The organism is Pricia antarctica (assembly GCF_900101815.1).
GTDB lineage: Bacteria > Bacteroidota > Bacteroidia > Flavobacteriales > Flavobacteriaceae > Pricia > Pricia antarctica.
Map to the genome: position 1 here is coordinate 125702 of NZ_FNAO01000003.1, position 25553 is coordinate 151254.

The 25553-nt window shown below is 45.0% G+C and carries 24 protein-coding genes; 8 read left to right on the forward strand and 16 right to left on the reverse strand.

Going from position 1 to position 25553, the window contains the following annotated elements:
* Positions 1-8: 8 nt before the first annotated feature.
* The 8 genes from BLT07_RS05810 to BLT07_RS05845 all read right to left on the reverse strand — a co-directional run bounded on the left by BLT07_RS05810 (position 9) and on the right by BLT07_RS05845 (position 11820).
* A complete protein-coding gene (locus tag BLT07_RS05810) occupies positions 9-2483 on the reverse strand; it encodes a TonB-dependent receptor domain-containing protein (protein ID WP_091866733.1) in 2475 nt (824 codons plus the stop codon).
* Entirely contained in the window at positions 2464-3831 is a 1368-nt protein-coding gene (locus BLT07_RS05815) for an HTTM domain-containing protein (RefSeq protein ID WP_091867329.1), read from the reverse strand. Before BLT07_RS05815 ends, BLT07_RS05810 begins: the two co-directional genes overlap by 20 nt.
* A gap of 111 nt (positions 3832-3942) precedes the next feature.
* Positions 3943-5091, reverse strand: coding sequence for an imelysin family protein (locus BLT07_RS05820; RefSeq protein ID WP_091866735.1), 1149 nt, complete (start codon positions 5089-5091; stop codon positions 3943-3945).
* 46 nt (positions 5092-5137) lie between these two features.
* Positions 5138-6463 carry a DUF4856 domain-containing protein gene (locus tag BLT07_RS05825; RefSeq protein WP_091866737.1) on the reverse strand — a complete coding sequence of 442 codons (1326 nt, stop codon included), beginning with the start codon at positions 6461-6463 and terminating at the stop codon, positions 5138-5140.
* Positions 6464-6875: 412 nt separating this feature from the next.
* Complete coding sequence (locus tag BLT07_RS05830; RefSeq protein ID WP_091866739.1) at positions 6876-8663, reverse strand: ribonucleoside-diphosphate reductase subunit alpha; 1788 nt, start codon at positions 8661-8663, stop codon at positions 6876-6878.
* Positions 8664-9938: a ribonucleotide-diphosphate reductase subunit beta gene (locus BLT07_RS05835; RefSeq protein ID WP_091866741.1), complete on the reverse strand. Its 1275-nt coding sequence runs from the start codon at positions 9936-9938 to the stop codon at positions 8664-8666. It lies immediately after the preceding gene.
* A 357-nt stretch (positions 9939-10295) separates the two neighbouring features.
* A complete protein-coding gene (locus tag BLT07_RS05840) occupies positions 10296-11162 on the reverse strand; it encodes a hydroxymethylglutaryl-CoA lyase (protein WP_091866743.1) in 867 nt (288 codons plus the stop codon).
* Positions 11163-11193: 31 nt separating this feature from the next.
* Positions 11194-11820: a LysE family translocator gene (locus BLT07_RS05845; RefSeq protein WP_091867330.1), complete on the reverse strand. Its 627-nt coding sequence runs from the start codon at positions 11818-11820 to the stop codon at positions 11194-11196.
* Positions 11821-12017: 197 nt separating this feature from the next.
* Here BLT07_RS05845 and BLT07_RS05850 point away from each other — a divergent pair, with 197 nt between their 5' ends.
* Positions 12018-12443, forward strand: a complete 426-nt coding sequence (locus BLT07_RS05850; protein ID WP_091866745.1) for a Dabb family protein — start codon at positions 12018-12020, stop codon at positions 12441-12443.
* 83 nt (positions 12444-12526) lie between these two features.
* Here BLT07_RS05850 and BLT07_RS05855 read toward each other — a convergent pair whose 3' ends face one another.
* Together BLT07_RS05855 and BLT07_RS05860 are read right to left on the reverse strand one after the other, a co-directional pair.
* On the reverse strand, positions 12527-13567 hold the full coding sequence (locus BLT07_RS05855; RefSeq protein WP_091866747.1) for a quinone-dependent dihydroorotate dehydrogenase: 1041 nt from the start codon (positions 13565-13567) through the stop codon (positions 12527-12529).
* A gap of 102 nt (positions 13568-13669) precedes the next feature.
* A complete protein-coding gene (locus BLT07_RS05860) occupies positions 13670-14005 on the reverse strand; it encodes a hypothetical protein (protein WP_091866749.1) in 336 nt (111 codons plus the stop codon).
* Between BLT07_RS05860 and BLT07_RS20910 the strand changes: the two genes are divergently transcribed.
* The 3 genes from BLT07_RS20910 (at position 14004) to xseB (ending at position 15983) form a co-directional block, all read left to right on the forward strand.
* Positions 14004-14153, forward strand: coding sequence for a hypothetical protein (locus BLT07_RS20910; RefSeq protein ID WP_175455268.1), 150 nt, complete (start codon positions 14004-14006; stop codon positions 14151-14153). The genes BLT07_RS05860 and BLT07_RS20910 overlap by 2 nt on opposite strands.
* 198 nt (positions 14154-14351) lie before the next feature.
* Complete coding sequence (gene xseA, locus BLT07_RS05865) at positions 14352-15752, forward strand: exodeoxyribonuclease VII large subunit (protein WP_091866751.1); 1401 nt, start codon at positions 14352-14354, stop codon at positions 15750-15752.
* Positions 15753-15755: 3 nt separating this feature from the next.
* Positions 15756-15983, forward strand: coding sequence for an exodeoxyribonuclease VII small subunit (xseB, locus tag BLT07_RS05870; RefSeq protein WP_091866753.1), 228 nt, complete (start codon positions 15756-15758; stop codon positions 15981-15983).
* A 6-nt stretch (positions 15984-15989) separates the two neighbouring features.
* On the opposite strand, the gene BLT07_RS05875 is transcribed toward xseB, so the two are convergent.
* Both BLT07_RS05875 and trkA read right to left on the reverse strand, forming a co-directional pair.
* Entirely contained in the window at positions 15990-17480 is a 1491-nt protein-coding gene (locus BLT07_RS05875; RefSeq protein WP_091866754.1) for a TrkH family potassium uptake protein, read from the reverse strand.
* Positions 17481-17496: 16 nt separating this feature from the next.
* A complete protein-coding gene (gene trkA, locus BLT07_RS05880; RefSeq protein WP_091866756.1) occupies positions 17497-18846 on the reverse strand; it encodes a Trk system potassium transporter TrkA in 1350 nt (449 codons plus the stop codon).
* A 202-nt stretch (positions 18847-19048) separates the two neighbouring features.
* On the opposite strand from trkA, the gene ubiE reads away from it, so the two are divergent.
* The 4 genes from ubiE (at position 19049) to BLT07_RS05900 (ending at position 21756) form a co-directional block, all read left to right on the forward strand.
* Positions 19049-19780 carry a bifunctional demethylmenaquinone methyltransferase/2-methoxy-6-polyprenyl-1,4-benzoquinol methylase UbiE gene (ubiE, locus tag BLT07_RS05885; protein ID WP_091866758.1) on the forward strand — a complete coding sequence of 244 codons (732 nt, stop codon included), beginning with the start codon at positions 19049-19051 and terminating at the stop codon, positions 19778-19780.
* 1 nt (position 19781) lies between these two features.
* Complete coding sequence (porT, locus tag BLT07_RS05890; RefSeq protein WP_091866760.1) at positions 19782-20501, forward strand: type IX secretion/gliding motility protein PorT/SprT; 720 nt, start codon at positions 19782-19784, stop codon at positions 20499-20501.
* 91 nt (positions 20502-20592) lie between these two features.
* On the forward strand, positions 20593-21273 hold the full coding sequence (locus BLT07_RS05895) for a DUF4197 domain-containing protein (protein WP_091867332.1): 681 nt from the start codon (positions 20593-20595) through the stop codon (positions 21271-21273).
* Positions 21274-21558: 285 nt separating this feature from the next.
* Positions 21559-21756: a hypothetical protein gene (locus BLT07_RS05900; protein WP_091866762.1), complete on the forward strand. Its 198-nt coding sequence runs from the start codon at positions 21559-21561 to the stop codon at positions 21754-21756.
* Here BLT07_RS05900 and pyrF read toward each other — a convergent pair whose 3' ends face one another.
* The 4 genes from pyrF to BLT07_RS05920 form a co-directional block, all read right to left on the reverse strand.
* Complete coding sequence (pyrF, locus tag BLT07_RS05905; RefSeq protein WP_091866764.1) at positions 21757-22578, reverse strand: orotidine-5'-phosphate decarboxylase; 822 nt, start codon at positions 22576-22578, stop codon at positions 21757-21759.
* A gap of 113 nt (positions 22579-22691) precedes the next feature.
* Positions 22692-23768, reverse strand: coding sequence for a peptide chain release factor 1 (gene prfA / locus BLT07_RS05910; protein WP_091866766.1), 1077 nt, complete (start codon positions 23766-23768; stop codon positions 22692-22694).
* Between the two features lie 164 nt (positions 23769-23932).
* Positions 23933-25210 carry a DUF3570 domain-containing protein gene (locus tag BLT07_RS05915; RefSeq protein ID WP_245726459.1) on the reverse strand — a complete coding sequence of 426 codons (1278 nt, stop codon included), beginning with the start codon at positions 25208-25210 and terminating at the stop codon, positions 23933-23935.
* A gap of 77 nt (positions 25211-25287) precedes the next feature.
* Entirely contained in the window at positions 25288-25500 is a 213-nt protein-coding gene (locus BLT07_RS05920; RefSeq protein ID WP_394331305.1) for a DUF4266 domain-containing protein, read from the reverse strand.
* Positions 25501-25553: the final 53 nt, after the last annotated feature.

Below are 25553 nucleotides of genomic sequence, written 5' to 3' on the forward strand. Positions count from 1 at the left end.
TTTGACTTTTATAATTTCAACTGCAAAGTACTGTAAAAAGTTCTAGGTTGTGCAGGGATAATACCCGGACCGGGATAACCCGTGGCCCTTTGTGTAAAATAACGGTTGTCTAAAAGGTTGTTGATGCCTGCTTCCAGTTTCCATTTTTTATAGGAATAGGAAAAACTTAGGTCGAGGATGTCGTAAGCGGGAATACTACCCTCAATGCCACGTTGATTGTCGTCTACGACTTGGGGGGCGTTGGTGGCATCCGTGAATTGTTTTGATAAATAGGTGTATTGAAGACTTCCCAAAAAATTTCCGTATCCAAAATTCAAACCGGTCTTTAGGTTGAAATCAGGAATAAATTCTACCTGATTGCCTTCCACATTTTTATTGCCTTCGGAATCCTGATATTCCGATTGTGTCAGGGCCATATTTACAAAATAGTTCAGTTTTAGCTTTTCGCTTGCTGAAAAAAGGGTCTCCTTGACATTCCAATCCGCAAAACTCTCCAGACCATAGATGAACGCGTCCCCGATATTGCCCCTGGAGCGGACGACCTTGCCGGTTTCTATTTCTTGTCCGTTGGTACCGGTACGGGTCTGTTTTTTCAATACTTCACCTATACGGTCGCCATACCATAGACCAAAGACACTAATATCGTACGACAAATAATCCTTGAACCGGCCTCTAGCGCCAATATCGGCCGTAAACCCGTCTTCATCGGTAATATTTGGGTCTACCTCAAAAGTAGGATTGATAGTTTGGATATCGCCAAAGGTTACCGATCGATAATTCTGGGAAAAATTGGCGTACAGTTCCATACTTGGCAAGGCTTTGTAGGTGGCCCCGATACCCAGTAGCACGAACGTGCGATCAAAAATGCGATTGTCATCGATTTCTTCGTTGAGGATAACGTTCCCGGCCAAATCTTCCGAAATGTTTTTATAGGTTCCCTCACTTTGGGTTTTGATATGTTCCAGTCGAAAGCCGGGAGTAAGTGTGAATTTGGGACTCAAATTAAAAATATTTTCGCCGAAAAAGGCCAGGTTCAGGTTCGGATATGCAAATTGGGATTGGGGTTCATAATTGGGATATTGCGCATCGGTGAAACTAAAATCCGCATCCGAGGCAATGGTGCCCGAACCTTGTTTTTGCTTGTTTTGGGATTGGTAGTATTTGACGCCCAAAAGCAGTACAGCATCTTTATCCGCAATCGTATATCGATTCAATATTCGGGCCTCTGCGCCCCAGTTCCTAAAGTCGGTGATCAAGAGTTCGCGGGGTTCGCTTAGGTCGTCAGGTTGCGAAACCCGGTTGGTACGAAAACCCAAGGCCTTACGGGTGGCATCGAGACCGAAGAGGTTTAGGCTAAAATCGGTCTTCGATGAAAATTGATGGTCCAACCGTAGGGAGTACAGCTTCCAGTCCACCCCAAACCAGTTCCGGCTTCGATTACTGAATGTAGCATCTTCATAAAACTGGGCATCCGTCAAGCCGCCTGCCTGTTTGGCCAGATAGTTCATAAAAGTGGTCTCCAAAGTAAGTTTGGTCCGATCGGTAAAGCGATAATCGATATGGGCGTAGAAATTTTTGCTATTGTAATGGGAATTCGGCCGAAATCCGTTTCCATCCTTGTAATTAAAATACGTATAATAGCCCAACTTACCGACGGTGCCGCCCAAGCTATTAAAACTGGTAAACAGATTGTAGGAACCGAGGGTCTGCCGGGATACCAGTTCGATTTTCTTATCGAGATTCGGCCGTTTGAACTTAAAATTGACCAGGCCCCCGAACTGGGTGCCGTATTGGAGGGATGCCGCGCCCCGAATGACCTGAATCTCTTCCAAGGCCTCTGCCGGCGGTGTATAATAACTTTCGGGATAGCCCAAAACATCGGCACTGATATCATAGCCGTTCTGGCGGGTGTTGAAGTTGGAGGTCCGTCTGGGATCCAGGCCCCTGCCCCCGATATTCAGTTGCAGTCCGGCATCGCCGCTGTCGTAGATATTTAGGCCGACGACTTGGCTGTAGATCTGCCGGGCATTGTTGGCGGCCATATTTCCGGTCAGGCCGGATAGCAATACCACTTCGCTTTTTTTACCGGCATATATGGCGGTACCCTCCACTTTTTTAAGTTGTTTTAGGGCGAAGACCTGTTCGCGCTGCTGGGTTATGACCACCTCCGACAGCTGTTCGCCAAGCGGTTCCAAGACCGCATCGAGTTCGGTATCGGATGCGATGGAAAAATTGAGGGTATTGACCCGATATCCGTAAGCAAAAACAACCAATTGATAGGTACCTTCGGGGATAGTATTCAAAACATACATCCCGTCGGAATCCGTATTCGCAAACAAATCCAAGGCTTGCAGGTATACCTCGGCGTCGGAAAGCACTTGACCCTCAGGGTCGGTAATCTTGCCCGAGAGTTCGAATTGCGCCTGCCCTATTTGCAGTACCAACAAAATTAAAAAGAAGCAACTAAATTCCTTTAATAACATCGTTGAAGGGGGTTATCCACGGTTTATGTTCAAATGATTCTTTTTGTGCGGCCAAGTCCACTCTTGGATCGACCATGGGGGTACTTAAACGCCCGTTCAGGCTGACGTAGCTCTCGACAAACACCTGAATGTGCTTGTGGCCGTCCTTTTTAAAATGATCTTTTAAAAAATGAGCGTACTCTAAAATGAAATCCGGCTGAAAGGCCATTTGTTTTTCCTGAAAGGGGGTCAGGAAATCGGTATTGTCCACATAAAAATAGCTTCCTGTCTTTCCGTCCACTATTTTGAACTGCGCGTATCCGGATTTTTCCATCAACATGACCCGCCATGAGAATCGGTAGCCTTCCTCCGTCCAGAACAGTTCCCCGGGATAGGCGAGATAGCGCCATGGGAGTAGTAACTGAATCCCGAAAAAAACAAGGAGTACCGCATATTTTAGGCGATTGCCGGCAGTTGATCCATACACCAAAATTGTACCGGTGTCAAAACGTTGTTTCCCAAGTTTTAAGAACCTATCCAAATACCTTAAAAGTGTATGGTGGACGCCTGCATCGAAAAATATCAGGGAGGAGACGATCATGATATAAGGAAACATCCCTATGGGGAACAGGACCCGCGTCATCAGGTGGAAAATGACGACCATCACAAAGGCAAAAGGCCGAGTCTTTCGGTACAACAATAAAAAGGGAATAAAAAGATCGTAAGCGGCTCCGCCCCAACTGAAGGCATAATGCACCCATTCGAACCGAAAAAAATCACCCAACAGGGGTACGTCAAACTTTGACGGCAACCAAATTTTTAAGGGCATGGCCTCTAAAAGCCAGTCCGAATTCAGTTTGCCAAGGCCTGCATAAATATAGACGATACACAATAGCCATTTAATGCTATTGATAGTCCAAGCCGGAATTTTTTGAAAGGATTTTCGGGGATGTTGAAGGGCATCGACCGAGTAGTAGGCGTTGGCCGGCAAAAAAATCATTAAGAAAGCTAAAATACTGATAAAATAATAGTGGTTGAGATAGGTGGTCTTATCCATCAGTTCGATATAGGTAAAACTGATAAAGAACACAATAATAGCCATACGATATTTGTAGCCAATGGCCACCATGGCAGCCGCTACCGCGCAGACGGCAAAAACAAGATAGGTGTAGTTACCGATAGGTTTGATCCAATCAAAACCATAATAGGAAAAGAAAAATTGGGGCCGAACGTAGAGTTTGTCAATCCACCCATAGCTCCAAAACCGCAGCATACCGAACAGCATCATCCCACCGAACAAAATGCGAAAGACCGCCAAGGGGGCGGCCTCTACTGGGGTTTCGAGGTATAATTTTAATTGGGACAAAATAGTATGGCCAAGTTTAACATTCAGTGCTTCAAGCTTTCGACCAAAGAGGGTATTGCCTCCCGGCAGAAATAAGATCTGCTCGTCGCAGGGTCGGGGTGTGATGTGACCCAATTAATCACCATCGGAATCAACATATGCGATACTGATGCTCATGGCGGATACCATATCGACCTTTAGCAAAGGAACTATGCGTTGCACCTCATCATAAGCCAAGAGCATATTTGACGGCGGGTCGTTATTCTCGATCTCTTCCCGAAAGGTGCCCAAAGCTGTTACTTGTTCACGGGCGGTATCGAACTGATCGTTAATGATCTTTTTTAAATCTTCGCCACCCTTAATCGCATTAAGGGCATCGAGATAAGCGGCCAAGCTTTCGCCCTTTGCATCGGATGCGAAGTGTTTTCCGTTGAAAAAATCCTGGGAAACGTTCAAGCTCTCCAAAAACAGCACTTTCGATATATCGTTGTCGTAATAGCCTTCCAAATTTCCGGGAAGGGTATTTCCTGAAAAAACACCTAGGGGAATACCCATTTTACCGGCCCTAAGGAATTTCTCGTAATAAAAGATATAGTCGTTTACAAAGCGGTCTACCGAGGCCGTGGCCGAGGCACCTTCGTTATTCACAAAAGTATCGCGATAGCCTTGTTGCCATTCCGAAAGAACTTGATCGGACAATTCTCGCATATCCTTTAGTACCGCATCCATGTAGGCAATGTAGGTCGTCTTGGCGGTTTCCGAACCTAATTTGGCTACAATAATTGTATCCGACTCGCCCAGTCCGTTGATAAGGTAATCCAAGGCCGGAAAGCCTTTGGCGACCCTATTCGAGGGCAACTTCAAGTCATAAGTTCCCTTTGATGCGTAACTTTCTATGATAGTGGTATCGGAGGGGTAGGAATTGAGGTTCAATCGCAGTCCCACCGCTTCAGCAGGCCCAATCTCGAACATATCGATATGCTGCCATGCTTTGTAGGCTTCTAACCAAGCGTTGCGCAAGGCGACCAGATTGGCTTCGCTGCTCTCCGCTTTAAAAGCTTCGAGTTCTGCCGATAGACCGCTCAGTCTTTCGGAAAAATCGGTGTACGCGGGAATAATGATATTATCGGCCCAATTGGCCAACATCGGGCCCCTTGCAAAAGTTTCCGCTGTTGGGCCTGGACCCGGATCCACATCGTCGGACATTCCGGACCCGCTCCCATTATCGGATGAACAGGCCCAAATCAAGGTCATTACTAATACTATTCCCCAAATTCTTTGCATAGCTAATTTTTATTTATCCTCTAAATTTTCATCTCAGTACTAACAATTAAATGGCTTCCGGTGCTGCCTGTGCAACGGTAAAGCCGAACTTGGTCGCGATGCTTTCGGAAATACGATCCAAAGTTTCGGGCGTTACGTCCCAAAGTCCGTTTTCACCGTCCGCCAATAGCTGCGCCAAAAGGGCATCGACTTCGGCTTTTGTGAAATACGCTTTTCCCGTGGTAGAATCTTGCGCAAACTGAAGGCTATATATAAAGCCGTATGCCTCGGACAACGCATGGAAAGCTTCACCGTAATTGGGTACTGCTTCCGCCAGGGCATTTTTACCGGCCTGTAGATAGAAAACGCCTCTTACCGAAGGCACTAATGCGAGTTTTGCCTTGATAATCTTGGCCTGTTCGTCACGAACCGCATAGTCTTTCGCTACAATGGCCGCCCTTCCCAACTTGAAGGCATCGTAGGAAGCGGTTAGTAGATCACTAAAATCGGGATCCTCAGCCACCTGTCCGATATAACTTCCCAAAAATCGGTCTCCGTCATTTTCTCCGGCTAGCGGATTTGCTGCATCTGTATTTAGACCGAACAAATAGCCGTAAGCCTCGTCCCACATATGCTCCATGGCGGTGTAGGATTTTCCTTCCTCCATGGTATCTGCATCGTTAGTGGTCCGGTTATCCCCTTCGTCCAACACGGCGGGACTCAAATAATTATTCACGATTTGATCAAGTGCCAACGCCCCTATCAACCCTTTGTTGATCATTTGGTTATACTCCAAACCTTTGGCGTTTATATAGCGGACCTGCTCCCCGTGGGGCATTTGCCCGGCAACTCCTGGGGCGGCAGTGGTTTCCCAGTTTACGAATACCTCTTCGACCTGGCCGGTGATCCAGCCGTCAAAATCGGCACGTATAGCAGCTTGATCGGTGGCATTCCCACCAAAAAAATCGGCGGAGGCCGCGGTTTTGCTCTTTATACTTTTATCGGAAGCGTTCAGATCGACATCGGTAAAATCGGCATTACCCGCTTCATGGGCGAACATGGCCTGCAATTGTTCGGCCGTACGCATGTTGTCGGATAAGGCGGATACAAATTCGCCACCCATTTTCAATCGCGTCGTCTGCCCAGAAAAATCCACTGTAGTGGTTCCGTCTCTATCAAAAGCGTAGGTCGTTGGATTTTCAATAGTATTCTCTCCACCGGATTTACATGGAGTGCAGGTTCCACCGCAATCGACACCCGTCTCATCACCGTTTTGGATGCCATCGCTACAGGTCGGCGTAGCGGCCTGTTCAACGATATCATTATCATCAGAACTACAGGAGGTAAAAACAACACCGGCCACAATAGTTAAGGCAAAGGCAATCTTTCTCATAGGATACTATTGTTTATTTAGACTTGTTTTAAATAGTTGCGCAAATCTAAAGCATGAAGCCGAATTTGGCAAAACTATTTATATTAAATCTAAATAAAAAGAGAAAATTTAACATTTAAGGGTTGGGTTTTTTGGAGTTGAAAAGATTTTTTGGTGTGTTTCTAGGGTATTTGCTGTGCTTGCTTTTAAGCGTGCCACTTTTCGGAGATCTGGGTCAAAAGCAAACGAATAATAGCGGAGTCCGGGATTTGGGATTTGGGATTTGGGATTTGGGATTTTCAGCTAGATAGCAATCAAAAAAAAAATCGACTTCCTTAGGGAAGTCGATTTTCTCGAAGTTATTGGTAGTTTATTTTAAGCATTCGCATTTTGCGGCGCCCAATGGGAAAACAACATACAAAATCAAAACTCCCTAGGCCTCACAACTGGCGCAATCCTTCTTCTGCTTGAATTTCTGGGCGGCGTTCATACTGTGCTGGTAGTAGAGCGATTTTAGTCCTAATTTCCATGCGGTAACATGGATTTTATTGATATCCTTCACCGGCATGTCGGGGTGGACGATGATGTTGACCGACTGCCCTTGATCGATATGGTTCTGTCGGTTGGCGGCTTGATAGATAATATCCATTTGATCTATTTCGGAATAGGTCTTGAAAACCTCCTTTTCAGTATCGGTCAAGAAATCCAAATGCTGTACGGAGCCGTCCCTATCGCGGATACTTCGCCAGACCTCGCGGGTACTCTTTCCTTTTTCCAACAATAGCTCCTCTAAAAACGGATTCTTGATGGTTGTCTTTACCTTAGCAATATCCTTTACATATACATTGGACCAAATAGGCTCGATACCTTGGGATACCTGTCCGAGAATAAACGCCGATGATGTAGTGGGAGCGATGGCGTTCAAGGTAGCATTACGTCTGCCATACCCCTGAAGCACGGCCGGTTCCCCAAATTTTTCCGCCAATTCTTCGGATGCTTTATAGGACCTTTTTTTGATACCTTCAAAAATCTCGCTGTTCAGATTATAGGCCTCCTGGCTGTTGAACGGCAGTTTTCTGGACTGCAATAGCGAATGCCATCCCAAGACCCCTAGGCCCAAGGCCCGGTTATCTTTGGCAAAATTATAAGCACGTTCCATAAATAGGAAGGTCTGGCGATCTTCGCGGCTTTCAGAATTGCGGTAGCTTTCCAGTTTTTCTATAAATTCGGTAATTACGGCATCCAAGAAATACACCATCGTCTCTACGGCATCGGTATTTTTCCATTGGTCGTAGTGCAACAGATTTACGGATGATAGCACACAAACAAAAGACCAATCGTCATTGGAAGGTAACATGATTTCCGTACACAGATTACTCGCGTAAACGGTGTGGTTCTTATCCTTATATACATCGGCCGCGCCATTGTTCGCATTGTCCTTAAAGAATATATACGGATAGCCCATCTCTCCCCTACGCTGCAATACCTTGGCCCAAAGCGCCCGTTTGTCGCCGTCACCATCAATCATCTCCTGCATCCAGGCATCGGTTACGGTTACCCCATGGGTGAGTTCTTGAATGGGATTTCCCTCGGTACCGATTTCCAGAAATTCCTTGATGTCTGGGTGTTCTATAGGAAGGTATGGCGAAAATCGCCCGCGACGTACGGACCCCTGACTGACCACATCGACCATCGATTCGAAGAGCTGCATGATATGCACGGATCCCGAAGCTTGTCCGTTGTTCTTTACCGCGGCTCCCCGTGGACGGATTTTACCGAAGTATCCGGAAGTACCGCCGCCCAATTTGGACATCATGCCCACCTCGGATTGTGTGTACAGGATGTTGCCCATATCATCGGCAATATGCGACCCGAAGCAGCTAATGGGAAGTCCTCTTTCTTTCCCGAAATTCGACCATACGGGCGAGGCGAGGGAGAAAAATCCTTCGGACATGTATCCATAGAACTTATCGGAGAAGCCGGGCATGTCCAAAAGCTGTTCTGCCCTATCGGCTATTTCACGGATACGTTGTTCCGGGGTCACTCCTTCGGTCAGGTATCCTGATGCCAGAAAGTTTCGGCTGTGTTCGGTCAGCCATTTAAAACCGTCTTGATTTTGCGGTTGGTGGCTTTTAAGCGCCTCTTTTCGAGCGTTCACTAATTGGTCGCCTTGAGAAAGAGGTTTTGTCTGTGTGTCAAAAGTGGTTTTTGGATCGTTCATTTAAAAAAGGTCATCACTGGTTATACTTTGGGTTCTTTTGCTGTAATTGATGGAGCGTTTTACGAAAAAATCGCCGTGTTTGGTGCCGATAATCTCATCGTCGAACCATTCCGTCTGGTGTAATAGGGTAGCGTCTATTTCAAAAATTGTATCAATGCCTATGCTAGTAAGCGAATTGTTGAACCGGTTCTTTATAAATTCATTGATTACGGCCTTGGGCAAGAAATCGAGCTCCCCTTTCTCAAAGATCCAATCTACAATCTCGCTTTCGGCCATGAAGGCGTCGGCGCACATTTGCCGGATCATTAATGCGTGTTCGTCATCGAACCAATCTGGATTCTCGTTTTTGATAATTTTGATAATATCGATACCGAAATCGCCATGGATCTGTTCTTCCTTAGAAGTTGCCTCGACCACGTTCGATATTCCTTTCAACACATTTTTATGCTTGTTAAAGGCCATAATGATCAAGAATTGGGAAAACAGGGAAACATGCTCAATGAACAACGAGAACAACAATATGGACTCCGAATACTCCCTATTATCATCACTTTTTGCGCTTTTGAGGGCAGTCTCCAAGTACTGCACCCGCTTCATCATCACCGGTTTTTTCTTGAGGTTCTTGAATTCTTGGTTCAATCCTAAAATCTCGAGCAAGTGTGAATAGGCATCCGCATGACGCACTTCGCTTTCGGCAAAGGTGGCGCCTACCGAACCGATTTCAGGCTTGGGCATCTTGTGATAGATATCGCCCCAAAAACTCTTGACCGCCACTTCGATCTGGGAAATGGCGAGCATGGTGTTCTTTAAGGCATTACGCTCGGTTTCGGAGAGTGAGGTCTTGAAATCCTGTATATCGCTAGTAAAATTGAACTCGGAATGGATCCAATACGAATGCCGAATGGCAGGAACATACTCATAGAGTTCAGGGTACTCGTAGGGCTTCAGATTGATGCGCTTTTCGAATATATTGCTTTTTCGTTTTTTGGCCTGCTCGTTACGGTATAAAATGTACGCCTTGGCCACCTCGAAAAACTCGGTTTCCATGAGTTTTTTCTCAACAAAATCCTGCACCTCCTCGACGGTAGGCACGTAGGTTTCGTCTAATTTCTTTCGTTCTAAGAGTCCGGCATATACTTTATCCGAAACCTGTTCGGCATCGGCAAGGCCTCCCAGCTCAACGGCGGTCATGGCCTTTAGAATAGCGTTCGTAACTTTGTGTAAATGAAAGGGTTTGGTCGTAAAATCCCGTTTAATGACCTGGGTAATTTCCATAGCAGATAGAATTAATTGTTTGTTTACTGGCAGTGTATAAAGGTCATGATTAATTCGCCCTATTCGTTAGAAAGAAGTTTAAGTTTTTCCACAGGGTTATCAACAATGGATGAAATTTGTAGGCTGAACGGGGGTTTCGGATGGGTGATAAATTGAAAATAAAATATTTCGAATTTGGCTTGTATTTGTAGTAAAATTTATCTATAAAAAGTAGGAATTTATCGTTGAATATGAGCGTTTCCAAAAGATAAAATTAGGGGATGTAGCTGAGTACGCAACCCCAGCCTTCTTGCCGAAAAAAAGGGTAAAGTAGCCTGGTTAACGGTACTACCTTCGGAGCGGGAAACCTTATGTAAATCAATGGAAAGCCGAAAATAGCTCCGTGGCCTTATTGTAGGCGGCTTCGAAAACCATCCAATTAACTCCTGAATCCGCTTTCGCGGCCGTGAAATAAGATAACATTTTTTCGGTCGGCATATTGCCCGTCAGTTCGTCCTTGGCCATGGGGCAGCCTCCGAAACCCTGCACCGCGCCATCGAACCGGCGACATCCGGCTTTGTAGGCGGCATGCACTTTTTCGTGCCATTGGGTCGGGGTGGTATGCAGATGTGCCCCGAATTCGATGTTCGGGTATTTGGGAATCAAATGGGAAAAAAGATAATCGATGTTTTCGGGGGTAGATGTGCCGACCGTATCGGAAAGCGAAAGAATTTTTACGCCCATATCGGCCAGCTTTTCAGTCCACTCCCCTACGATATCCACATCCCACGGGTCACCGTAGGGATTGCCGAATCCCATGGAAATATAGGTCACTACTTTCTTTTTCGTAGCATCGGCAAGGTTTATGATTTCCTGAAGGATGTCTACCGATTCCCCTATCGTTTTATGGGTATTCCGCATTTGAAAGTTCTCGGATATGGAAAAGGGATAGCCCAGATAATCGATTTCCGTATGTTCGGATGCATCTTGTGCCCCGCGCACATTGGCGACGATAGCAAGAAGTTGACTATTGGTTTTTGACAGGTCCAATTGTGCCAGTACCTCAGCGGTATCGACCATTTGAGGAATCGCTTTGGGTGAAACAAAACTTCCAAAATCGATAGTATCGAACCCACAGCCCAATAGGGATTGAATGTATTTTACCTTTTCCCCTGTAGGAATAAACGCCTTGATACCTTGCATGGCATCCCGGGGACATTCGATCAGTTTTACTTTTTCGGACATGGGCAATTGGATACTTGCATCAAATTTAGCATTAATTATCCGATAGCAGCAGATACAGAGCAATACAGATGAACACTACAATCTGTAACCATTTCAGCACGGGGCCCACGTTTTTGTTGTGGACAAGAAACTTCGAAATCGTTCCCGAAAGAACCGCTATCCCGCTAAAAATAAAACCTGATACGGTCATGAACAAAAGTCCGAGAACATAAAACTGAAGTACCGTACTCAAAGTTTCGCTGAACAAAAATCCCGGAAAAAAAGCCAAAAAGAAGATGGTCACCTTGGGGTTGAGAACATTCATTATGAAGCCCCGTTTGAACAGTTGCCACAATCCCTTTTTAGCGACCTTATCCCCGGCAATGTCCAGAGTCGAATCGCTCCGATAGACTATAAACGCTAAATAGAGTAAATAAACCGCCCCGAGAATTTTGATGCCCAAGAACAAGGTATCACTTTCCCGAATAATCACGGAAACACCGAAAGCCAGCAAAGTGGTATGCACCAAACATCCGGATAGAAGTCCCGCTAGAGTCGCCAATCCATATTTTTTGCCGTTCGCCAAGCTTTGGGTCAGAACGTATATATTGTCCGGCCCTGGAGATAGGGCCAAGGCGGCGGTCGCAAGTGAAAAGGCGTAAAGGGTTTCGTAGTTCAAGTTCAAACAGGTTCAAGGTTTATTACTGCCTGGCGATAGGTTCAATACTTCGATTTAGCTCAGTACAGGTGTTCAAGGTAATGCATTCGACACTCAACTTGGAACCCTACCTTGCCGGCAGACAGGCTTGAATTGTTTTATTTCTGCGGTCAAAGTAAGAGTACTTTTTCATATCTTGGCAAAAAATAGAACGAATTATGAAAACTATCAACCAAGTCATCACCTTATTGCTTGTTTTTCTCTCCTTAACCTTGGTTTCCTTCAATCGGAAGGATTTAAGATCGAATAAAACAGAATTAACCATGCAACAAGACAGTCTTCTACGCCACGTAGTAATGTTCAAATTTAAGGAAGATACCTCAAAGGAGGATATCCGCAAGGTACAGGAAGCTTTTAGCGCATTACCTTCGAAGATTCCGCAAATCGTTTCGTATGAATGGGGTACCAACAATAGTCCCGAAGGACTTGACAAAGGTTTTACACACATTTTTTTCCTGACCTTCAATAGTGAGGAAGACCGGGCCGTTTATTTGCCACATCCCGACCATAAAGCTTTTGGAGAGATTTTAGGACCGTCTTTGGATGATGTACTTGTGTTGGATTATTGGTCTAGTAAAGAGTAAACAGTTACCGTTGGAAAGATTATTTTTCTAAGGGTACGTTTAAAATAATGCAAAATGAAAATCGGCAGTAAGGGTTTTGGCTATTAATTAAATCGCTTCAATAACGCTTTGTTGATCCTTTTAACTAGACTCGGCCCTTCATATATAAAACCCGTATATAACTGAATCAGAGCTGCGCCGGCATTCAATTTTTCAAGGACATCCTCGGGCGAATGAATACCTCCTACTCCGATAATCGGAAAAGCGTTGTTACTTTTTTCCGCCAAGAACCGAATGACCTCGGTGCTTCTTTTAGCCAGGGGTTTTCCGCTCAATCCTCCGGTTTCTTCGGTTTGAACCGCTTCCGACTTTAGATCTTTACGGGAAATAGTAGTATTGGTTGCGATGACGCCATCGATTCTTGTGGTTTCGACAATGCTTATGATATCAAGGAGTTGCTCATCTGTAAGGTCCGGAGCAATTTTTAGCAGAATCGGCTTTTGCTTTACGGATTGCCTTTCCGCATTCGTCGTGTTCCGCTCTTTTAATTGGCGCAGCAAGGCGTTCAAGGGTTCTTTGTCCTGCAGTTCACGTAGCCCTGGGGTGTTCGGAGAGCTGACATTGACGACAAAGTAGTCTACGTGGTCAAAAAGGGCATCGAAACAAATAAGATAATCTTTTACAGCTGCCGTATTTGGTGTGATTTTGTTCTTTCCAATATTGCCGCCAACTAAGACGCGATGCTTTTTTTTCAAACGTTCGACAGCATCGAAGACGCCCTGGTTGTTGAATCCCATCCTATTAATGATGGCCTGGTCCGGTTTTAGTCGAAACAATCTTTTCTTGGGATTTCCTTCTTGGGGTTTGGGGGTCAGCGTACCGATTTCGACGAAACCGAAACCGAAATCCGAAAGTTCGTTATAGAGTTTGGCATCTTTATCGAAGCCAGCGGCCAATCCCACCGGATTTTTGAATCGTAAACCAAAAACTTCCCGTTCCAAACGCGTATCTTCCAACGTATACATCCTCCTAAAAATACCTGAAAAACCGATATTGGAAAGAAAATGGACAAGGGAAAAAGTTAGGTGATGGGCACGCTCCGCATCGAACAGAAAGAGAATAGGACGAATAAAAGATTTGTACATAGACGAACGTGTAGTTTTGTCAAAAGTACGAACTTTAAAAAAAGTGTATAGCCTTAAGAGAATGTTTGGAAGTATATCAGCACAGAGATCCTCAAGAGCTCTTTATTTTGGGGCAATGGAATCATTATAAACTTTTGGAACGACGGCAATCGGCCTTCGGATCGCGGCCCTGCAGAGTTGAAGATACCGTTCGTATTGCTTAGCGTTAAACTCCGACAAGAATTTTTTATCGCTTTCATAAGAAACCGTAACGATTTCTTGCTGTAAGACCTTATACTTATCCGCCATTTTAATCAGTTCGTCTTGTGTACTTTGCGGATGTTCGGCCAGTAGTTTTTCGATTCGTTCTTCCAAATGTCCAGTTTCCACAGCAAGGAGTCTCCGCAAGGTTTCCAATGTCGCCACCTGGGCTTCGTTCAATTGAAAAACGCTAATCATGGTTTCGGTATTCTTTCCACCGATGTCCAAAGTGCAGTTTTGGGCATTGATCGATACACTTATCAAAACCAAAGACGAACATAGTAATTTCAAGAAAATTCTCATGGGCTATTACTTTGATTATGGCGATACTATTGTAGTGATGTAAAGGGTTTTCTTTTGTCGGCTCCCTTCAGTTTCTCTACTAAATAAACGCATTTTTTTCCGGATAGTATATAAACCTTTAAAAATCTAAACTTAACTTTACCCTGTCCCGAGTATGACCGTTGTAGGTTTCATATCAGTAATTATCGACTGCTGCAACTGCCCTAGTCCAAATCACTGCTGAACAGCAAAACACCGAAAAATGTCCGAAAAAGTAAACGGCAAACACATATTTTCCCTGCTCGAGGTAACGAAAAGCATCCAAAAAACGATTACAAATCGCTACCAAACCGCCTTCTGGGTTAAGGCGGAGATGAACAAACTGAACCATTATCAAAGGTCGGGACACTGTTATCCCGAATTGGTGGAAAAGAAAGAGGGGAAAGTTATCGCCCAAATCAGCGCCATTCTATGGAAGAGCGACTATCAAAAGATAAATACCAACTTTCAACGGGTACTGAAGGAGCCGCTTAAAGACGGTATCAAGATTTTGTTCTCCGCCACAATTAATTTCGACCCTAAATATGGATTGACATTACAGATCAACGATATCGACCCAAGCTTCACCTTGGGAGATCTTGAAAAGGAGAAACAAGATACCATCAATAAACTCCGGCTTGCCGGTATTTTCTCGAAGAACAAGCAGCTTGCGCTTCCGGTATTGCCGCAACGGATTGCTATCATTTCCGTAGAGACCAGTAAAGGGTATGCGGACTTTCTCAACGTATTCGAATCGGCCGGTAGGAGCTGGAACTATACCTTTTTCCAACTTCTTTTCCCATCACTTTTACAGGGAGACAATGCGGTGAGAACTATAATCGCGCAGTTGAGAAGAATCAAAAAAGTCATTCATCATTTTGACGTGGTGGCCATCGTTAGGGGCGGCGGTGGCGATATCGGATTATCCTGTTACAACAACTACGACCTCGCCAAGGAAATTGCGGAATTTCCCATTCCCGTAATAACGGGCATCGGGCATTCTACCAACGAAACGGTCGCAGAACTGATTGCCCATGAAAATGCCATTACCCCGACAAAACTGGCGGAGTTCTTGATCCAGAAGTTTCACGATTTCTCGGTACCCGTGCATAAGGCGGAAGAAAAAATCATTGACCGGAGTCGGAGCTTGATTCGCGATGCGCAAACCAAATTCGCATCCGAAGTAAAGCTGTTGCGTTCGGTGACCCGGAATATTCTGGATAAAAACAAGAACGCGGTCAGGCAGCAAGCTCAATCCCTTTCGCAGCAATCCCGATTTCGGCTCGGAAACGAAAAGAAGGTGTTGACCGCTGCGGGAGAAGACATCAGAAAAGGTACCTACCAATTCTGTACGGCCCAAAAGCATCATACGTCATACCTCACGGCGGACCTGAAAAAGGCTATTCATCGGCAGCTCGCACAAAAGTCTTTGGGATTGAAGAATTTAGAAACGAACATTCACAATCTCAGTCCGCAAAACGTGCTTAAACGCGGATACAGTATCACCCAATTGGCCGGGAAAGCCATCCGTTCGACCGAGCAAGTAAACCCGGGCGATTTGCTTACCACAGTGTTGTATGAAGGAAGCGTTTCGAGCACGGTGCAATCAACAAAAAAAGCTTAAAAAATGAACGAAAACGACACTCCGAAGTATACCGAAGCCTTTACCGAATTACAAGAAATCGTCACCGAAATCGAGCAAGGTGAAATCTCGGTGGACGAACTTTCCAAAAAAGTGAAAAGGGCATCCCATTTAATAGCTATCTGCAAAAACAAGCTCGAGACGACCGAGGAAGACGTGAACCAGATTCTACGGGAGTTAGACGCCTCATCCGACAAAACTAATGGGGAATAAAACCCATTACGTACGCTTCCAAAAATAGGGAGTCAAGAGGATGAGCACTGTAAAAAGCTCCAACCTTCCCGCGAGCATAAGAAAACCTAACCACCATTTTCCGGCGTCGGGAAGACCATTGAAATTGCTCAGCGGATACAAATTGCCAAATGCAGGGCCGACGTTCCCTAAAGAGGAAGCAGAACCTCCGATAGCCGTTACGAAATCGATGCCCATGGCCCCCAAGACCAAGGCGCCGATAATGAAGAGCAGCATATACAGTACAAAGAAACCGATGATGTTGTAAACAATATTCTCCTTTACCGACTTACCGTTATACCGCACCGGAAGCATGGCGTTGGGATGTATCGTTCGCCTAAACTCCAGAAGGCCGTTTTTAATGATCATAATATGGCGCATCACTTTAATGCCTCCGGCAGTTGATCCCGCAGATCCCCCAAGAAACATCAAACCAAAAAAGAAAATCGTTAAAAAGGGGGTCCAGCTGGTATAGTCCGCACTAACGAACCCTGTTGTAGTAATCACTGATGTGACCTGGAAAAGACTATGTCGGAATGCGCTTTCAGCAGCCCCAAAAACTTGGGGGTGATACTCCGTAACGGGAACATTCGCCTTAAAATAAATGACCAAGGCGGCAATTACGGAAAAGAATACGACGAATAAGGTATAGACCTTGAATTCCTCGTCCATAATAATGCGTTGAACTCTTCCCTTAAGGGCAAAATAGCTCAGTACGAAGTTCGAACCCGCCAAAAACATGAATAAAATAATGATATACTGTATCAAGGGTTGATCGTTCCAGTAGGCCACACTCAGATTTTTAGTAGAAAATCCTCCGGTCGAGAGGGTGGCCATTGAATGGTTGATGGCATCAAAAAAGTTCATTCCGGCCAGTTTCAGCAATATGGTTTCCGCTATGGTATATCCTAAATAGATCAGCCAAAGTCGCTTGGCGGTATCGGTAATCCTTGGATGTAGCTTATCACCGCTCGGGCCCGGCGACTCGGCGGCGAACAACTGCATACCACCGATGCCTAAAAGCGGGAGGATCGCTATGGCAAGTACGATGATACCCATACCTCCGATCCAATGGGTCAGGCTGCGCCAAAAAAGGATACCTTCGGGCATCACTTCGATATCGTCCATAATGGATGCCCCAGTGGTAGTATACCCTGACATCGTCTCAAAAAAAGCATTTGTAATATCAGGAACGGCCCCCGAAAACACATAGGGCAACATCCCTGAAAAGGTCAGCGCCAGCCAACCAAAAGTAACGATGATATAACCCTCTTTTCGCTTAACCTCTTTTTTATGCCCCCTGGTAAAGAACATGGCGGAAATACCTACGAACATAGTCACGATGGCCGCAAGCGAAATGCTCAAGGTCGCCCCGTCGGCATATAAACCGCTGACGAATGCCGCTATCAGCATAAAACAGCCATTGCAGAGCATAAGCAGACCCATGATATGGAAAATTATTTGGGAGTTTAAACGCATGAAATTGGGTAAAAGTTTACAAAAACAACCGTTCGATTTTTTGGATAGCCTCGGGCATGCAGCATACCACTACCCTGTCTCCGGGACGAATTTCGAATCCACCCAATGCGATAATGCCCTCTCCGTCACGGATTACGCCTCCGATAGTGGCCGTTTTCGGAAAATCAAGCTCTCGAATCATACTACCCGTTACCCTTGAATCAGGTTTGACCACAAACTCCAGAATCTCCGCGTTCAGGTTGTTGAGGCGCATCAAGGCCACAATCTCCCCTTTTCGTATGTGCCTGAAAATATTATTGGCCGCCAATAGTTTTTTGTTGATCAAGGTATCGATGCCGATGGAATGGGATAGTTGAAAATAGTCCATATTCTCGACCAGGGCTATGGTCTTTTTAATAAATTTGGATTTCGCCACGAGACATGACATGATGTTCGTTTCCGAATTGCCCGTCACGGCAATGAACGCATCCATAGATTCAAGGCTTTCCTCTTGCAAAAGTTCCACATTTCTACCATCACCATTGATTACGAGGGCGTTCGGCAGCTCATCGGCTAGGTCGAACGCTTTCTCCTTGTTCTTCTCGATGAGTTTTACGTTGAACTTTTTAAGACATAAAGCCCGCGCCGTCTTGTAACCGACCTTGCTTCCACCAAGGATCATCACGTTTTTGATATCCTCTTTTTTCTTTCCTGTCAACTTATAGAGCTCTTCGACCCCTTGCTTGGTGGTGATAAAATAGACCTGATCCCCATCTTTAAAGACGGTATCCCCTCGGGGAATAATCGTGTATTGCGTGCCTTTTCGCTGCATGGCGATTGGCATAAAATGAAGTTCGGGAAAAACTAATGCGGCCTCTTTGACCATCTTGCCCACAAAAGGTGCCGTTGAAGGCAAGGAAACACCCACCATAATTAACTTGCCCTCTTCAAACTCATAGGTGTCGTTGAATGCGGATTTGTTCAAAAGCATTTCTATTTCCTTCGCCGCCAATTCTTCGGGAGAAATCAATTCGTCGATCCCAAGATCGGAAAATCGGATGGTGTCTTTACAATCCGTGAATTCTGTGTTCGAAATCCTGGCAATCGTACGCTGACAACCCAACTGTTTGGCAAGCATGCACAAAGTTATATTGGTGGTCTCGGAGGAAGTCACCCCAATTACCAAATTCGATTCGGCTACTTGCGCATCCTTTAAAACAGCAATCGAGGTGGCATCACCTCGCAAGACCCGAATATCAAGATGGGTATCGGCATAGGCCAGACTCTCTTTATTAGAGTCGATCAAGGTAATGTCCTGAGATTCGTAAGATAGCAGTTTTGCCAAGTGAAATCCAACTTCACCGGCACCTGCAATAATTATTTTCATCTATTGATAACTTTGTGTGGTATGAAACCCGTTGGCCTTATTCCAGATTCAAAAGGCCTTTGAGCATGTCTACAAACAATGCTCCTATTCCGTTTACGTTATTCACATATTGGATTTGCGCTGCAAAATTACGTATTATTTTGGTGCAAAGGTAAAATGAGGAGCATCAAAAACGATATCTTTGCGGCTAAAACTGCCCAATATGGCGAAGAAAATTACTCCATATAAAGATTCGGAACTAGGTAAGAAAGAACAGGTCACCCGGATGTTCGATACGATTTCTGAAAAGTACGATGGTCTGAACCGGATCATTTCTTTCGGCATCGATGTAAAATGGCGCAGAAAGGTCGTTGACATCCTATCCGAACAAAATCCGAAAACCATTTTGGATATTGCAACGGGTACGGGCGATCTCGCCATAAATCTAGTGAAAACCGGCGCGCCAAAAATTGTCGGTCTCGATATATCTCCCGGGATGTTAGATGTAGGCAAAAGGAAAGTTGCCGCCAAAGATTTAGGCGATACCATAGAAATGGTTATGGGAGACAGCGAAAACCTGCCTTTTGCCGACAACTGTTTTGAAGCCGTCACGGTGGCCTTTGGAGTCCGTAATTTCGAAACCTTGGACAAGGGCCTGGCCGAAATCTATCGCGTTCTCGCCCCCCAAGGCACTTTTGTAGTCTTGGAAACGTCCGTGCCGACCAAAACGCCCTATAAACAAGGGTATCGTTTCTACACGAAAAACATACTGCCCCTCATCGGAAAACTGTTTTCAAAAGACCGATCGGCCTATGCCTATCTGAGCGAATCCGCATCCGTTTTTCCGCATGGGGAAACCTTCAACAATATTTTACGGAAAATCGGGTTTATAGAGGTAGAGAACAGACCCCAGACATTCGGGGTCGCAACGATTTATGTCGCCACAAAGCCTTAATATGAAGCAATTTTTTTTGGTAGTGATCCTTCTGACGCTCTTTTGTAACGGTCTCAATGCCCAGTTTAACGAAAACCCCATTCTCAATATCGAGAACAAGGACAAGAATTTCTTGAACTACGGCTATTTTTTGGGATTTAACCGCTATGGCTTTAAATTCGACTATAAAAACGATAAGGGGCCTCGAAACACCGATGTTCAAGTGCTGGAATCAACGGGCTTTAACGTAGGCCTTATTGGAGAAATGCGCCTCAACGAATTCTTGGACCTGCGTTTGGAACCCGGACTTTACTATAACGCAAGAACTTTAGGTTTTCCCGGATTCTTAGACACCGACGAAGGTCGAAGGGATGCTTTTCGGGAGGTAAAATCTACCTATATCAATTTTCCGTTGTTATTGAAAGTCAGTACAAAACGCTACGGTAACTGGAAGCCTTTTCTAGTGGCCGGCCCGTCGGCTTCGCTGAACCTGGGTAGCAACGAGCAAAGCCTCGACGATAATAGCAGCGGCACTTTCCGTTTAAAAAAATGGACGTATAACTACGAACTCGGTTTCGGTATCGATTTCTACCTGGAATATTTCAAGTTCACGCCATCGGTACGTGGCGTTTTCGGAATTAACAACGAGCTCATACCCGATAATGACCCCAATAGCCCATGGACCAGCAACATTGATGCCATGAGAACCCGGGGGCTCTTTGTTAATTTTACGTTCGAATAACAGTTGTGGTTTGAAAAAGGAAGGAATCAAAAAAGTAAAAGGCAGCTAAAAACCGGAAAGAATCGTGATCAAAAAACTACTTTCATTTACCATGATTTTCCAATTGCTGTCTTGTGGCGAACTGCAGCAGGTAATCGATCAACTGCCACAAGAGCAGTCAGGTATCGGAAACGCCCAAATAGCAGAGGGACTGCGGCAGGCCCTAGACAAAGGCATCGACAAACAGGTAAGCCGACTTACCCAAGAAGACGGATTTTTTAAGAACGAACTGGTAAAAATCCCCTTGCCTGCCGAACTCCAAAAAGTAGATAAAACCCTTCGGGATATCGGTTTGGGAAGTTTGGCCGACGAAGGCCTTAAAGTTTTGAACCGAGCGGCCGAAGATGCCGTTAGTGAGGCAACGCCCATTTTTGTAAATGCGGTGAAGGGCATCACTTTCAACGATGCCAAGAACATTTTATTGGGTAGCGATAATGCGGCCACCCTCTATCTGACAGGCCAAACCGAAGCGGATCTCTATAAAAAGTTCAGCCCTGTAATCAAAAGTTCCTTTGAAAAAGTCGGCGCCGATCGGGTATGGAGCAATCTTATCAATAAATACAATAGTATTCCGTTGACCAGCAAGGTGAATCCCGATTTAACGGATTATGTGACTCAAGAGGCTTTGACCGGCGTCTACACCATGATTGCAATAGAGGAAAAAGAAATCCGTAATAGGGCTTCATCGCGAACAACCGACCTTTTGAGAAAGGTTTTTGCGTTACAGGATTAAGTCGCTAAAAATCCATTAACAGCTACAATAACTTAAGAATTAACCCGTTAAATTAGAGAGTGGAAAATTATTTTAGTTAGTAATTTTTGAGTTAGTTAGTTTAAAACCGGTGGGAGCATCGGTTTTTTTTATGCGGTGTTGAGAACGCTTTACACTACCGTTCTTCACGTTTCAAAAGCCCAATGTTAATTAAACATTATTATAACGAATTTTTAACGGAATATGACGGATAACGACATCCAAAATCGAGGATACGCCGTATATTAGGGACTTATTCGTACGACTATGGAAAATCAATATTGTAAAGTAGGAAGCGTTACCCCAATGACCGCGAACAGAAACGTTATATCGCTTTTGGAGTATCAGTATCAGAACTTTTTGGAAAAAGCTGGCAACTTGGAATATACCGATGCCAAATTGGTAGAATTTTTTGAGCAGAAAGCGAAGAAAATCCAAAAAATATTGGAGAATATGATGAAGTAATCACTTCATCTGTTTCAATACTAAAGCCATTTGATTTTGTAGGGCTCCTGCTTTCGACGCCGCGGCATGCGCAAAATCCTTCCCTTCGGATGCATATATGATTCCCCTTGAGGAATTGATAAGCAAGCCAATATTTTCGTTGATTCCATATTTACACACCTCTTCTAGACTGCCGCCTTGGGCGCCCACACCCGGTACCAAAAGGAAACTATCGGGCACTATTTTTCTAATTTCCAGAAGATACTCCGCCTTGGTCGCCCCTATCACATACATTAGGTTTTCAGAATTTTTATAACTCTTGGAGGTTTCAAGTACATGCTTGTATAGCTCTTTGCCACCAATGAGCTTTGTTTGAAAATCGTAGGCCCCATCGTTCGAGGTTAACGCCAAGAGAATGGTATGCTTGTCCGTAAACGCCAAAAAGGGTTCCACGGAATCTTTACCCATGTAGGGAGCAACGGTTATGGAATCGAATTGTAGGTCTTCAAAAAAGGCCTTGGCATAGCGCGTCGAAGTATTGCCGATATCCCCGCGTTTGGCGTCGGCAATGGTAAAAATTTCAGGATGGTTTTCATTGAGATATCCGATGGTCCTTTGCAAAGCTTTCCATCCCGCAATTCCATAGGCTTCGTAAAAGGCAGTATTTGGCTTATAAGCAACACATAAATGATGCGTCGCATCGATTATTGCTTTGTTAAAGGAAAAAATGGGATCTTGTTTTTCGAGTAAATGTACCGGTATCTTTTTCAAATCCGTATCAAGACCGATGCAGAGGAAGGATTGTTTTAAATGTATCTGTTCAACGAGTTGTGAAGTTGTCATTTCTTATGCAATGTTAGCAAGGGGTTAGATGATCGGTGCTCGAAGATGGATTTGATATATCAAGGCTTTCGAAACGGATAAGTAGTCTAAAAAAATCCGAACAAACTAGATCCTTAAAACACCTCAGACGCCTCTTTCAGCTTCTCCGTGTTCTCTACCAAGCTCAGTTCGTCGATGATTTTTTGTACATCGCCATCGATGATGTTCTGCAAATCGTAGAGCGTAAGTCCGATTCTGTGATCGGTCACCCGACCTTGCGGATAATTGTAGGTGCGGATCTTTGCCGATCGGTCACCACTGCTTACTTGGGAATTCCGTTTGGCAGCATCCTCTTCCTGCTTTTTGGCCAGTTCGAGGTCGTACAATCGTGAACGTAGTACCCTGAATGCTTTATCCTTATTTTTATGTTGTGATTTTTGATCCTGACACTGCGCTACCAATCCAGTGGGAAGGTGAGTCAAACGCACGGCGGAATAGGTAGTATTCACTGATTGCCCGCCCGGTCCGGAGGAACAGAAATAATCGATACGGACATCCTTGGGGTCGATCTGCACATCAAAATCCTCGGCTTCGGGAAGCACCATAACCGTTGCGGCACTCGTATGCACCCTGCCTTGGGTCTCGGTCTGCGGCACCCGCTGAACACGGTGCACCCCGGCTTCAAATTTTAAGGTACCATAAACATCCTTACCCGTTACTTCGAACTGAATCTCTTTATAGCCCCCACTGGTACCCTCGCTCAGGTCGATAACATTGGTCTTCCATCCTTTGGATTCGCAAAATTTGGTGTACATACGAAAAAGATCTCCCGCAAATATACTGGCCTCGTCACCGCCCGTTCCGGCTCGGATCTCAACGACCACATCCTTGGCATCTTCGGCGTCTTTGGGAATGAGCATCATTTTAATTTCCTCCTCCAGCTTCGGGAGTTCCGCCTTGGCCTCCTCCAGCTGCATTTTGGCCATTTCGAGCATCTCGGCATCGCTACCATCCGAGATGATTTCCTCGGCCTCCTGTATATTATCGGTCAGTTCTATGTACTGGTCGCGCTTTGCAACAAGGTCCTTCAAATCGGAATATTCCTTGGTCAGTTCCACATAGCGCTTTTGGTCCGAAATAATATCGGGTTGAATGATCAGGTCGGAAACCTCATCGAAACGCTGCTTTACAATGTTCAGTTTATCAATCATGTTCTATCTTGGATAGGGCAGCGAATTTACGAAAAAACGGTATAATTATGCGGTGTATGCTAAAATGAAAGCACCCTTAACCTGTGAAATTCGGCCGGGCCTTTGCACCTTTCGCCATGAAGGAGCAATGTTTCCCATTGTATTGTAAGAAACTAACAACTATTTCAATTGGCGACAAACGTCGCTCCCAAGGTAACAATAAAAGCATTTAGCCCATCGCTTCGATTATACTGGCTAGCCCGCAGATCTAAAGTCTTCAATCCAAAACTAAGTATTTTCGCCTTCGTAAATATATCGGTATACCGAACGCCCATGCCGTATTGGTGCGCACGGTATTTCGATAGGTCATAGTCGGAAGTATAAAAACTGTAGGTTGACAGGGCAATATCCTTTTCATAAAAATAGTCCGCAGCGGATTGCGTGTAAAATCGATAGTTCGGATATAGCGTAAAAGTATCGCTCAACTTTATCGGCACCTCCAAGCTGGCGGTGTGTGCTGTGATGCCCCAGTCGTCATAATAGAAACGATAGTAGCTCCGAAGGATGAAAGAATCGTTGAGGTAGTAGTTCAAGCGACCGGCAATAGGAAGTTTGAATCGGCTATCCGGCAATCGTTCAACATCATCGGCCAATTGAAAATCTTCAATAAAAAAATCGTTGGTATCCCCAAAGTACACCCGTTGGAACGGGGTACTGAGAAGACCATTCTGAACTACGGCATCCATAAAAATCGCTCCCTGCCATCGTTTGCCCAAAATCTGGGAAAGACCTAATGACAATGAATATGAATTCCTTTTTTCATCTGAAAACACATTGAAATCCGGGGCATAGGTACCATTTCCGATCGTTCGGGAATCAAAAAAGCCATCCCGTAATTCTATGGGATATTGCGGATTCCACTTGTCGAAATATACTTTGCCGCTCAAGGAAACCTCCGTATTTTCAGCATTAAACAATCGGGAATATCCTCCGCCAAAACCAACGGAAAAATAGTCGTATTCCGAAGAGACATAGGCATTAACGGTAGTCGTCGAATTCCGATCGTCAGCAGTGTGCGCGTACGATGGATTAAAATGGACCAGCACATCTTGGCGCGAAGCCCCCGAGGATGCGCTAATCGGACTCGCAGTTCGGTTCACATCACCGTCAAAGGGATTTATATTGCTTGAAGACGCCGAAGTGTAGGCCGAAATACCTACATCAGCGGTCAAAACATCATCATCGTTCAATGGGATACTCACTACTAAGGCCGAAGTGGCATCGGTCAATTCTTCAGTTCCCGAACCCCCGGTTACCGCGGCGTTTTTACCATCTTGTCCGTAATAACTGAACAGCAGATCGATTTCAGCGGATTCCAAGATGCGTTTTTTATAGGAAGTTTCTTCTTGGGAAAAAACCAAGGTTACGGTGAGAAGTAACGCTATTGTGATTGTAAATTTCAATTTAGATAATGTCGGTTTGATCGTAGTTTAGAAGTTATTAGATTGCTGGTCGGAACATTTAACGTTCAATATTCAAATCAATTACATCCACAGCCTCCCCCACTTTTCCCACCATTGGCTCCCGAAGCGGCCTCACGATACACCTGAAAATTGGTTTCGAAACGTTCCGCCCCCTTTGCCGAAAGCTGCATTTCATCATCATTTAGATAGACTTTTTCGTAGGGTTTCACCGCTACGCAGGAGGTGAAAAACACACCAAAAACGAAAAGAAGTAGTACCTTTATCAACACTGGAATCTTGGGATTATCGTCCGCATAGTCGCGGATGCATTTGGTAAAATTAG